This window comes from Nocardia sp. NPDC051570 (genome assembly GCF_044454005.1).
In the GTDB taxonomy this organism is placed as follows: domain Bacteria; phylum Actinomycetota; class Actinomycetes; order Mycobacteriales; family Mycobacteriaceae; genus Nocardia.
Genome location: NZ_JBITDI010000008.1, coordinates 76782 through 88332, shown reverse-complemented (window position 1 = coordinate 88332; position 11551 = coordinate 76782). Strand labels below are relative to the sequence as shown.

Annotated in this window: 11 protein-coding genes; 6 read left to right on the top strand and 5 right to left on the bottom strand. The window is 68.1% G+C overall.

The features are described 5' to 3' along the window. Nucleotides 1-61: 61 nt before the first annotated feature. A complete protein-coding gene (locus ACIA76_RS21355) occupies nt 62-1183 on the bottom strand; it encodes a GlxA family transcriptional regulator (protein ID WP_397153585.1) in 1122 nt (373 codons plus the stop codon). Beyond that, complete coding sequence (locus ACIA76_RS21350) at nt 1183-1545, bottom strand: VOC family protein (RefSeq protein WP_397153584.1); 363 nt, start codon at nt 1543-1545, stop codon at nt 1183-1185. Before ACIA76_RS21350 ends, ACIA76_RS21355 begins: the two co-directional genes overlap by 1 nt. A 97-nt stretch (nt 1546-1642) precedes the next feature. Between ACIA76_RS21350 and ACIA76_RS21345 the strand changes: the two genes are divergently transcribed. Beyond that, complete coding sequence (locus ACIA76_RS21345; protein WP_397153858.1) at nt 1643-2950, top strand: MFS transporter; 1308 nt, start codon at nt 1643-1645, stop codon at nt 2948-2950. 113 nt (nt 2951-3063) lie between these two features. On the opposite strand, the gene ACIA76_RS21340 is transcribed toward ACIA76_RS21345, so the two are convergent. Then, nucleotides 3064-3441: a DUF3099 domain-containing protein gene (locus ACIA76_RS21340; RefSeq protein ID WP_397153857.1), complete on the bottom strand. Its 378-nt coding sequence runs from the start codon at nt 3439-3441 to the stop codon at nt 3064-3066. Between the two features lie 162 nt (nt 3442-3603). Here ACIA76_RS21340 and ACIA76_RS21335 point away from each other — a divergent pair, with 162 nt between their 5' ends. Beyond that, nucleotides 3604-3837: a DUF3039 domain-containing protein gene (locus tag ACIA76_RS21335; RefSeq protein WP_397153583.1), complete on the top strand. Its 234-nt coding sequence runs from the start codon at nt 3604-3606 to the stop codon at nt 3835-3837. A gap of 12 nt (nt 3838-3849) precedes the next feature. On the opposite strand, the gene ACIA76_RS21330 is transcribed toward ACIA76_RS21335, so the two are convergent. Beyond that, complete coding sequence (locus tag ACIA76_RS21330) at nt 3850-4917, bottom strand: YihY/virulence factor BrkB family protein (RefSeq protein ID WP_397153582.1); 1068 nt, start codon at nt 4915-4917, stop codon at nt 3850-3852. A 115-nt stretch (nt 4918-5032) separates the two neighbouring features. On the opposite strand from ACIA76_RS21330, the gene ACIA76_RS21325 reads away from it, so the two are divergent. The 4 genes from ACIA76_RS21325 (at nt 5033) to ACIA76_RS21310 (ending at nt 10919) form a co-directional block, all read left to right on the top strand. Next, complete coding sequence (locus ACIA76_RS21325) at nt 5033-6832, top strand: DEAD/DEAH box helicase (protein ID WP_397153581.1); 1800 nt, start codon at nt 5033-5035, stop codon at nt 6830-6832. A gap of 116 nt (nt 6833-6948) precedes the next feature. Beyond that, the gene (locus ACIA76_RS21320) at nt 6949-8886 is read left to right on the top strand and encodes a primary-amine oxidase (RefSeq protein WP_397153580.1); all 1938 of its coding nucleotides are present in this window, start codon (nt 6949-6951) and stop codon (nt 8884-8886) included. Further along, nucleotides 8879-10279 carry an APC family permease gene (locus ACIA76_RS21315; protein ID WP_397153579.1) on the top strand — a complete coding sequence of 467 codons (1401 nt, stop codon included), beginning with the start codon at nt 8879-8881 and terminating at the stop codon, nt 10277-10279. Before ACIA76_RS21320 ends, ACIA76_RS21315 begins: the two co-directional genes overlap by 8 nt. After that, on the top strand, nt 10272-10919 hold the full coding sequence (locus ACIA76_RS21310; RefSeq protein WP_397153578.1) for a TetR/AcrR family transcriptional regulator: 648 nt from the start codon (nt 10272-10274) through the stop codon (nt 10917-10919). The genes ACIA76_RS21315 and ACIA76_RS21310 overlap by 8 nt, the downstream gene beginning before the upstream one ends. On the opposite strand, the gene ACIA76_RS21305 is transcribed toward ACIA76_RS21310, so the two are convergent. Further along, the gene (locus tag ACIA76_RS21305) at nt 10865-11470 is read right to left on the bottom strand and encodes a TetR/AcrR family transcriptional regulator (RefSeq protein WP_397153577.1); all 606 of its coding nucleotides are present in this window, start codon (nt 11468-11470) and stop codon (nt 10865-10867) included. The genes ACIA76_RS21310 and ACIA76_RS21305 overlap by 55 nt on opposite strands. Between the last annotated feature and the right edge of the window lie 81 nt (nt 11471-11551).

Sequence of the window (11551 nt, the reverse complement as noted above, 5' to 3'; positions counted from 1 at the left end):
CGCCCTGCGTCGGCCCACTCTGTTCCCCGCCGCCCGGCCCCCAGGGCCGGGCGGCGGGGATTCAGTGCGCGACCGCTCTAGGAGCCGCGCGGAAGGTCTTGCGGTAGGTCAGCGGCGGCACGCCCAAACCCGCGCGCATGTGGTGGCGCAGGGATGAGGCCGTGCCCATGCCCGAGGACCGGGCCACCTCATCGATCGGCAGGTCGGTGGATTCGAGGAGGTGCTGGGCGTGGCGGAGGCGCTGCTGGAGGAGCCAGGCGCCGGGGGCCAGGCCCGTTTCGGCCTTGAAGCGGCGGGTGAAGGTGCGCACGCTCATGCGGGCGTGGGCGGCGAGGCTGGCCAGGTCGAGTTCCTGGTCCAGATGGAGCAGGGCCCAGGCGCGGGTGGGTGCGGTGCCGTCGGAGCCGTCCTCGGGGATGTTGCGATCGATGAACTGGGACTGTCCGCCCTCGCGCCACGGCGGAACCACGCAGTAGCGGGCGGCCCGGTTGGCGACCTCGCTGCCGTGATCGGTGCGCAGCAGATGCAGACACAGATCGATACCCGCGGCCAAACCCGCGGCGGTGCAGATGTTTCCGTCCTCGACGAACAACAGATTCTCGTCCATCCGCACATTCGGATACAGGCGGCGGAAGTCGTCGGCGAACGACCAGTGCGTGGTGGCGCGACGCCCGTCGAGCAGACCCGCGGCCGCGAGGACGAACGCGCCCGTGCAGATGGACACGATCCGTGCGTCGGGCCGGATGGTGGCCAGTGCCTCGGCCAATTCCGGTGGGACGGTGCCGAATCGGCGCGGCCCCGGGATCTGGGTGCCCGGCACGATGACCGTATCCGCGGTGGCCAGCGCCTCCGCCCCGGCCTGCGGGACGAAGCCGTAGCCCAGCGTCGTCATCACCGGTTCGGTGGTCAGACCGCAGACCTGCACGTCGTAGAGCGGGGAACCGTCGGCGGCCTCCGCGCTCCCCAATACCGTCGGCGGAATGGTCGTATCGAAGCCGATGACCGGCGCGAGGGCCAGCACGGCCACCCGCTGCGGCCGGGTATGCACCCCGGTGTCGGTGCGCAGGGCACCGGATTCGTCCGGCAGCGCCGCGGAGCCGACGACCGGCGATCGGCCATCGCACGGATGCGCGGGCCGGACGGTCTGTGAAAGATTCTGTGGGGCAAGGGAAGTCACGGTCATCACTGCTGCGGTACCTTTCCGTTCGACGGATGACGAGAGGTGAGGCAATGGACGCCACCGGTGGGGTCGTTCATCACCGTCCAGTGCGCGCCCCGGTGCATCCGGCGAGCGCCGAGCTTGCGGGCCAGTTGCCGCGCCGCGACCGGTTCGTCGACGTCCAGATCCGGATGCGCCCCGCCGGGTCCGCCCACCGCTTGGGCCCGCAGGCAGGCATCGTCGTCCTCCGGTTCGAGCGTGGCGAATTCGCCGTTCGCCCCCCCGCGCTCGGACAATGTGCTCGCCGACACCGCGGTCCAGAAGGCGAAGGCCTCGTCGAACACCGCGGCCGGCCGGTCGATGAACGCCCGATTCCATCGGATCATGCGCACTCCCCACTATTGGCCAGATATTGACGGATTGTGTCATTCAGGCCACTCGTTCGACAAGCGGATCCGCGAGACGATCTTGCCCGTGACCGAACTGCGAGATCTCACGGTGACCGACCGGCCCGGTCTGTTGCGCCGCACCGGAATCCACCCCGCCTGGTTCGTGGCCATCATCGGCTTCTTCGCGCTGATCGGCGCGGCCGGATTCCGGTCGGTGCCCAGCGTGCTGATGGATCCGCTACACCAGGAATTCGGCTGGTCGATCGGCACGATCGGCGCGGCCGTATCGGTGAATGTCACGCTCTACGGCCTGATTTCGCCGTTCGCGGCGGCGCTGATGGACCGCGTGGGCGTGCGGTACGTGGTGGCCGGTTCGCTGCTGCTGGTCTCACTGGGCGCCGGGCTGACCGTCTTCATGACCCAGCCGTGGCAGCTGTGGCTGACCTGGGGTGTGCTGGTCGGAGTCGGCGTCGGATCGATGTCGATGCCGTTCGTCGCCACGATCACCGGGCGCTGGTTCGTGCGGCAACGCGGACTGGTGACGGGCATTCTCACCGCCGCCGGAGCGACCGGCCAGCTGGTCTTCCTGCCGCTGGTGTCGATGCTGGCGCAGGCCCACGGCTGGCGGGCACCGTCGGTCGTGGTGGCCGGGATCGCGCTGCTCGCGGTGCCGCTGGTCCTGCTGTTCCTGCGCGATTTCCCCAGCGATGTCGGTGTGCTGGCCTACGGCGCCGAACCGGGCAGTACGGACGGGGTGCGCACGGAGATCAAGGGCGGGGCCACCGAGGCACTGAAGGTGCTGGCCCGGTGTTCGCGCAGTCCGGTGTTCTGGTTGCTCGTCGGCGGTTTCATGATCTGCGGCGCCACCACCGTCGGCCTGATCCAGACGCATTTCGTCACTGCCGCACACGATCACGGCATGCCGATCACCACCGCGGCGAGCCTGATGGTCCTCGTCGGCATCTTCGATATCGTCGGCACGGTGCTGTCGGGCTGGCTGACCGATCGCATCGACTCCCGCTACCTGCTTGTCGCGTACTACACGCTGCGCGGGGTGTCGCTGCTGTTCCTGCCGTCGCTGCTCGGGCCGACCGCCGCGCCGAGCATGTGGGTATTCATCATCTTCTACGGCCTGGACTGGATCGCCACCGTGCCGCCGACGGTCGCGCTGTGCCGCGAGCACTTCGGTGACGACGCGCCGATCGCGTTCTGCTGGGTGTTCACCTCCCATCAGCTCGGCGCGGCCATCGCGGCCACCGGCGTCGGGATCATCCGCGATGTCCAGGGCAGCTACAACCTGGCCTGGTATCTCGCGGGCGGGCTGTGCGCGATCGCGGCGGTGATGTCACTGGCGATCCGGCGCAAGATCGTGCCGGTCATACCGCAACTCGCCGCGGCGTAGGGGGCTGCGGCGGAAACTCCCGGCGTCACACCATGACTCGAGCCGGGCGTCGTGCACGATGTCCGGCCTGCGAACAAAGGGCCCCGGCCGTACGGCCGGGGCCCTTTGTACATTCAGCCGTCGATGGCCCGGTGCTGACCCGATTCCAGCGCCTTCGCGGCCCGGCGCTCATCCCATCGGCTGGGTTCGTCCTTGCGGCGCGGCGGGCGATCATTGGCGATCAGCACCGCCATCCACGGCAGCGGGATGGAGACGCCGATGATGAGCAGCGAGATCACCCAGTTGGCCCAGAGGCCGTAGGCGACAGCGGCCAGGATCAGGCACGGGATGCGAAAGCCCATGAGCAGCATGTATCGGCGCACTCGCGTGCGATGCTGCTGATCGAGCGAGGGCGCGGCCTCGGTGATCAGGACGGGATGGCTGTCCTCGCCGGGGAAGTAGCCCTCGCTGCGCTCGGCCGTCGACGGGCGAGAGCGTGCGGGGTGCGGCACGGAGCCGGGGGGTCGGATCTCGAATTCGGGGTGAACCTCGTCGTCGCGGCTCTCGGCATCGGGGACATCGCCGTCACGCTGCATGCCCCGAGTCTTCCACTCCGCAAGATCGAATGCACACGGGGTCGCGACCGCGGGGGCCGGCTTTGGCATCATGGATGGGTGAGCACCGATACCCTGGTTCGCCCGGATACCACCACCGACGAGTCCACCGACAGCGATATCCCCAAGTACTTCCACTATGTGAAGAAGGACAAGATCGCCGAGAGCGCCGTCATGGGCACCCACGTCGTGGCGCTGTGCGGCGAGGTGTTCCCGGTCACCCGCTCGGCCAAGCCCGGTTCGCCGGTGTGCCCGGAGTGCAAGCGCATCTACGACACGCTGCGCCAGAGCTGACACCCGGCTCCACTACGAGGTGCTGCGTACCGGGCGGATCTCGTCCTTCGGTGACGGAGTGGCCGCGGGTTCCGGTTCGCCGGACAGCCCGCGGGGTACGGTCGAGCGCAGCCGACGGATCAGCCAGTGCCATATCCGGGTCAGACGACTGGTGCGGGCGGGCCAGAACTCCTGGACGGCGGCATTGAATTCCGCGCCCAGGATCACCGCGAATGCCAGGAAGAACGTGAACAGCAGGAATGCGATCGGTGTGGCCAGTGCGCCGTAGCTGATTCCGGTGCGGGTCACCCAGGCCAGATATCGCCGCAGTCCGTCGCTGGCGGCCATGAAGAACACGCCCGCGACCAGCGCCCCGCCGAACAGCCGGTGCCACGGCAGCGAGCGGTGCAGGGCGAGTTTGTAGAGCGTGGTGAGTCCGACGATGAGCAGCAGACCGGTCGTCGGATAGTAGAAGGTGTCGATGAACCGCAGCCCCGGCTCACGCCAGCCGCTCGGCAGTATCCGCCCGATCAACGTCGGCCCGACCGCCACCAGCGGCAGCACGAAGACCGACACCACCAGGAACAGCACGTACAGCCACAGCGCGAACAGCCGCTGCCACACCGGATGTCGCGCCTCGCTCTGCCCGTGCGCGGCCACGATGGAGTCGACGAAGGTCGACATCGCCGACGAGCCCGCCCACAGCGACAGCACGAATCCCACCGACACCACCTCGCCGCGCCCGCGCTGCAGCACATCGCGCACGGTCGGTGCGATCAGATCGTCGACCACATTGCCGCTGAACAGGTTCCGGCTGAAACTGATGATCTTGGCCTCGACGATATGCACGGTATCGGGCCCGAACCAGCCGCCCACATAGCCGAGACTGCCCAGCAGTCCCAGCAGCAGCGGCGCGAGCGAGAGCGTCTGCCAGAACGCCGCGGCCGCGGATTTGGCGAAAATCGAATCGCCCCAGGCCTTCACCGCCACCCGGATCGTGAGCTGCCCGCCCCGCCGCGCCCCTTGACCAGCGCGTTGGGCCGCGGCCGCGACAAGTTCGGTCGCGGCGACGCGAAGTGGATGGCGGCCGGGTGTGTGCATGGTGTCTCCAGCATTGCCCACCGCCGCGCGGAATACCGCACCAGCGGCGAAACGTGTGGGCGGTGTTCTCGACCACAGCGGTGGCGGGGCTGCGCGACACGCGCGGCCGCGTGGAATGCGACACGTCGGAGACCTGTTCTCCCGCACGACACCGCGCCGGAGTGGAACCGTGTCGGGGGCACTGGCTAATCTCTACAGAGTGACTTCGGGTGGTGGCGGTTCGCTACGTGCATGGCAGCGCAGGGCTCTCACCAAGTATCTGACGACGAAGCCACGCGACTTCCTCGCGGTCGCGACGCCCGGCGCGGGTAAGACGACGTTCGCGCTGCGGCTGGCCTCGGAGCTGCTCGCCGATCGCACCGTCGACCAGATCACCGTCGTCGCGCCCACCGAGCACCTCAAACATCAGTGGTCGAGCGCGGCCGCGCGCGTGGGCATCGCGCTGGATTCGAACTTCTCCAACTCCACCGGCGGCACTTCCGGCGACTATCACGGCGTGGTGGTGACCTATGCCCAGGTGGCCTCGCATCCGTTCAAGCATCGGGTGCGCACCGAAAACCGCCGCACGCTGGTGATTCTCGATGAGATCCATCATGCCGGCGACGCCAAGAGCTGGGGTGAGGCGACCGCCGAGGCGTTCGGCGACGCGACCCGGCGGCTCGCGCTGACCGGTACGCCGTTCCGCAGCGACGATTCGCAGATCCCGTTCGTCAACTACGAGCCCGACGAGTCCGGCTTTCCGCGCTCGCGCTCCGACTACTCCTACGGCTACTCCGAGGCGCTGGCCGACGGCGTCGTGCGGCCGGTGGTGTTCCTGGCCTACTCCGGCGAGGCGCATTGGCGCGACAGCGCGGGCGATGAGTATTCCGCCCGTCTGGGTGAGCCGCTGAGCGTCGAACAGACGGCCCGAGCCTGGCGCACCGCATTGGACCCGGCCGGTGACTGGATGTCGAAGGTGCTGTCCGCGGCCAACACCCGCCTCGAGCAGTTACGCGCCACCGGCATGCCGGACGCGGGCGGTCTGGTCATCGCGACCGATCAGGACAAGGCGCGCGATTACGCCGAACTGCTGGAACACATTTCGGGTTCGCGGCCCACCGTGGTGCTGTCCGACGATCCGAGCTCCTCGAAGCGGATCGGGGAGTTCTCGGGCAGCACCGAACCGTGGATGGTCGCGGTGCGCATGGTGTCCGAGGGCGTGGACGTGCCACGGCTGGCGGTCGGCGTCTACGCGACCAGCGCCTCGACGCCGCTGTACTTCGCACAGGCCATCGGCCGTTTCGTGCGTGCGCGCAGAACCGGTGAGACGGCGAGTGTGTTCCTGCCGTCGGTGCCGGTGCTGCTGGATCTGGCAGCGCAGCTGGAGGTGCAGCGCGATCATGTGATCGGCAAACCGCATCGCCCGAAGGAAATGCTCGACGACGAACTGCTCATCGATGCCAACAAGCAGAAGGACGAGCCCGGTGAGGAGGAGCGCGCCTTCGTCGCGCTGGCCGCGGACGCCGAACTGGATCAGGTGATCTACGACGGCGACTCCTTCGGCACGGCCACCTTCTCCGGCAGCGATGAGGAGGCCGACTATCTCGGCATCCCGGGCCTGCTCGACGCCGACCAGATGCGGGCGTTGCTGCGCGACCGCCAGACCCGCCAGATCAAGGACCGCACCGCCACCGCGACCGCGGTCCCCGAACCGAGCCCGAACGCCGCGGCCGCCGCCGAGCGCATCGCCACCGCCGATCGGCTCGGTGAGCTGCGCCGTGAACTCAACAGCCTGGTCGCCATGCATAACCACCGCACCGGTAAGCCGCACGGAGTGATCCACGGCGAGCTGCGCCGCGAATGCGGCGGCCCGCCAACGGCGCTGGCGACGGCCGATCAGCTCACCGAACGGATCGCCGCACTGCGCCGCATGTGAGCCGTGCGGAAAGGTTAACTGAGCCGTAACCCGCTACTCCTTCCGGTCGGAAGTAGTTCGCGCCTACGTTGTTGCCCAACAGTCGTAGGACCATGCGCGAGCCGGAAGGAGCGGTCATGCCCTCTCATACGCCGTACCGGGTGGACCATCCGCTGTCGCTTCCGACCGCCGCCGAGATCGCCAAGGTGCGATCGATCGTGGTCGCGGCCGGATTGGCCGGCGCGACCACGCGATTCGTCTACGTCGGATTGGACGAACCGGATAAGGAGTCGCTGTACCGCGACCCCGCGGTGTTCGAGCGCCGCTTCCGCGTGCTGCTGCACGATATCGATCGGCCCAACGCGCTCGATCTCGTGGTGTCGGCGACCGCGCGCGAGATCGTGTCCCGGCGCGTGCTCGATGCGATCGCCGACGGCCAATTGCCGGTCCTGGACGAGGAATTCGGTCTCGTCGAGGCCATTCTGGCGACCGATCCGGGGTGGCTGTCCGCCCTGGCCGCGCGCGATCTCGACGTCGCGCAGGTCCGCGTCGCGCCGCTGTCGGCGGGCGTCTTCGACTACGAGGGCGAACAGGGGCGGCGGATCCTGCGCGGGCTGGCCTTCCATCAACAGCACGAGCGCGATCACCCGTGGGCCCATCCCGTCGACGGTCTGGTCGCCTTCGTGGATGTCATGAGCCGCGAGGTGCTGCGGATCATCGACCTCGGCCCGATGCCCGTGCCCGCCGAGTCCGGGAACTTCGACGATCCCGCGGTCACCGGTCCGCCGCGCACCACCGGGCGCCCGATCGAGATCACCCAGCCGCAGGGTCCGAGCTTCACTGTCGAGGGCAATCTCGTCGAATGGGAGAAGTGGTCGCTGCGTGTGGGTTTCGACGCCCGCGAGGGACTCGTACTGCACCAGATCGGATTTCGCGACGGTGATCGGCTACGCCCGATCATCCATCGCGCCTCGATCGCGGAAATGGTTGTGCCCTACGGCGATCCGTCACCGGTGCGGTCGTGGCAGAACTACTTCGACACCGGCGAGTATCTGGTGGGCCGCTACGCCAACGCGCTCGAACTGGGCTGCGACTGCCTCGGCGACATCACCTACTTCGACGCGGTGCTGGCCGACGAGGCGGGCGAGCCGCGCATCGCGCACAACGCGATCTGCATGCACGAGGAGGACTTCGGCGTGCTGTGGAAGCACACCGATCTGTGGACCGGCTCACGGGAGGTGCGCCGGCAGCGGCGGCTGGTGATCTCGTTTTTCACCACCGTCGGCAACTACGACTACGGCTTCTTCTGGTATCTCTACCTCGACGGCACCATCGGATTCGAGGTCAAGGCCACCGGCATCGTCTTCACCTCGGCCCATCCCGGCCTCGGTTACCCCTATGCCACCGAGATCGCGCCGGGGCTCGGCGCGCCGTGTCATCAGCACCTGTTCAGCGCGCGCCTGGACATGATGATCGACGGACACCGCAACCGCGTGGAAGAGGTGCAGACACAACGGATTCCGATCGGCCCGGACAATCCGCACGGCAATGCCTTCACCCAGTCGCGTACGGCGCTGACCCGGGAGTCGCAGGCGCAGCGGCTCGCCGACAATCGCGTCGGGCGCAGCTGGCATATCGTCAATCCCGGGGTGGCCAATCGGCTCGGCGGGCCCGTGGGATACGCGTTGTATCCGGAGGGCCGGGAGACCCTGCTCGCGGCCGACGAATCGTCGATCGCCCGGCGCGCCGCCTTCGCGACCAGGAATCTCTGGGTGACCCGATACGACCCCGCGCAGCGTTATGCCGCAGGCGATTTCGTCAATCAACACCCCGGCGGGGCCGGACTGCCCAGTTACGTCGCGGTCGACCGCGTGATCGATAACGAGGATCTGGTGGTCTGGCATACGTTCGGGCTCACGCATTTCCCGCGGCCCGAGGACTGGCCGATCATGCCCGTCGACTACACCGGATTCACGCTGAAGCCGGTCGGCTTCTTCGATCGCAATCCCACCCTCGACGTTCCGGCGACCACCGCGCACCGAAGTCCGTGCTGCTCAGGAGAACTCGATGAGTGAACAGGTCGAGCGGGGCTCGGGCCTGCGCGGTTCGATGGGTGTGGCCGGGATCGTATTCCTCGTGATCGCCGCGGCCGCGCCGCTGACCTCGATCGGTGGCGCGCTGCCGATGATGATCGCGCTCGGCAACGGGGCCGGATCGCCGTCCGCGTATCTGGTGGCGGCGGTCGTACTGCTGCTCTTCAGCGTCGGATATACCGCGATGAGCAGGCATATGGTCGACGCGGGTGCGTTCTACGCCTATATCCGCCGCGGTCTCGGCGCGGCGTGCGGGCTGGGTGCGGCCGGACTGGCCCTGCTGACCTATACCGCGATCCAGGCCGCGATCTACGGTCTGGCCGCCGCGACGCTGCGCGAGGTGGTGCTGCGCTACGGCGGGCCGGAGCTACCCTGGTCCGGCTACGCGCTGCTGCTGATCGCGCTGGTAGGTGTGCTGGGATATCGCAATATCGAACTCGGCGCCAAGGTGCTCGGCGTCCTGCTGGTCGTCGAGATCGGCATGATTCTCGCCCTGTCGATCGCGGTGCTGGTGCGCGGCGGCGCACACGGTATCGATACCGAATCGTTCACGCCCGCGGCCTTTCTGAGCGGATCACCCGGTGTGGCACTGATGTGCGCGATCGCGTCGTTCATCGGATTCGAGGCGACGGCCCTCTACGGCGAGGAGGCACGTCAGCCGCGGCGCACGGTGCCGCTGGCCACCTATGTGGCGGTGACCGCGATCGGACTGGTGTACGCCATCGCCAGCTGGGCCGTCGTGCTCGCGTTCGGCGACGACGAGGTGACCGCCGCGGCCAGCGCTGATCCCGTGGGTTTGACCTTCACCGCGGCCGAGCGGTTTCTGGGCGGCCCGGCCTCCGATGTCTTGCGGATCATGCTGGTGACGAGCCTGTTCGCGGCGCTGCTGGCCTTCCACAACGCGATCGTCCGGTACCTGTACGCGCTGGCGCGCGACGGATTCGGTCATATCGCGTTGGGGCACATCCACATTCGGCACGGCTCGCCACATAAGGCGTCGATCGCGCAGACGGTGTCGGCCGTGCTGGTGGTGGGGGCGTTCGCGGTGGCGGGCGCGGATCCGGTGCGGCAGCTGTTCACCTGGCTGGCCGGGCTGGCCACGGTGGCCATCCTGATTCTGATGGCGTTGACCAGTGCCGCGGTCGTGCTGTTCTTCCGGCGCACCGGCCTGGATAGGCGCTGGTGGCACAGCCGGATCGCGCCCGTACTCGGCACCGGATGCCTGCTGCTGGTGACGGCGATGGTCTTGCGCAACTTCGCGATTCTGGTCGGCGGGTCCTGGATCGTCGCCGACATTCTGCTGGCCGTGGTGGGCGTCGTGTTCGTCTTCGGGGCGGTGGCCGGGCGGGTGACCGCGGGCGCACGGCATGCCTAGGCTGGTCGATCACGACGAGCGGCGCCATGCCATCGCCGCGGCGGTCTGGCGGGTGATCGCGACCCGTGGCATCGACGCGCTGAATATGCGGGATATCGCGACGGAGGCCGGATACGCCAATGGCTCACTGTCGCACTACTTCTCGGGCAAGGATGAGATCCTGCGCTTCGCGTTCGACCATGTCTATGACGCGACGAATCGGCGCATCGCGGCCGCGCTCGGGGAGGCGACCGGACTGGCCGCGCTGCGGATCTTCTGTCGCGAGGTCGTGCCCATCACCGAGGAGACGCTGCTCGAGGCGCGCATCGCGACATCGCTGTGGCAGCGGGCGATGTACGACGAGTATCTGATGGCGGTGAACGAGCGGGCCCTCGGCGACTGGCGCGTGCGGCTGATCGAATTCCTCGACCAGGCAAGGGATTCGGGGGAGGTACTGCGCGATGCGGATATCGCCCTGGTCGCCGATCAGCTCATGACCCTCATGATGGGCGCGCAGATCGTCGGCGTGCTGACGCCGCGGACCATCACGGCCGAACGGCAGTGGGCGATGCTCGAGGCGCTGGTGGGGTCTATTCGCCGTAGCGCTCAGGCCCGAACCTCCGTGGGCCAGGCCGACATCGCGCGATCGATCGACCGCTGAAGCTGGGGCAGCTCGGCCCCGTCGCGGGCTTTGACGGACAGGCCGAACAACACCGTGACGTAGAAATCGGCCAGTTCCGCGGTATCGGTATCAGCGGGCAGCTCGCCCGCCGCGACGCCGCGATCCAAGCGGGCACGCACGGAATCGGTAGTGTGCCCGCGCTTTTCGATGAGGAAGTCACGAATGGCCGTATTACGGGTGGTGTAGGTGGAACCCGCGAGTACGACCATGCAGCCGCGCGGGGTGGTGTCGTCGGCATAGGCGGCGGCGTTGTCGCGCAGCATGGCCTCGATGCTGCGGCGGGCCGTCGGCTGCTCGCTCAGGGCGCGTTCGGTGTAGCCGCCGTCGGTCTCGCGGTACAGATCCACCGCCTCGCGGAACAGTTGCTCCTTGCCGCCGAAGGCCGCGTACAGGCTGGGGGAGTTGATGCCCATGGCCGCGGTGAGATCGCTCATCGACGCGCCCGCGAAACCGTGCTCCCAGAACACCTCCATGGCGCACCGCAGCGCGAGCGCTCGATCGAAGGCGCGGGGTCGTCCGCGATCGGCCATGCCCCTCCCTTTCTGTGTCGATCGTTGAATATACCCATTGACAGCGGCGTGGGGCATCTGTTTGGGTATTTATGTACTGAT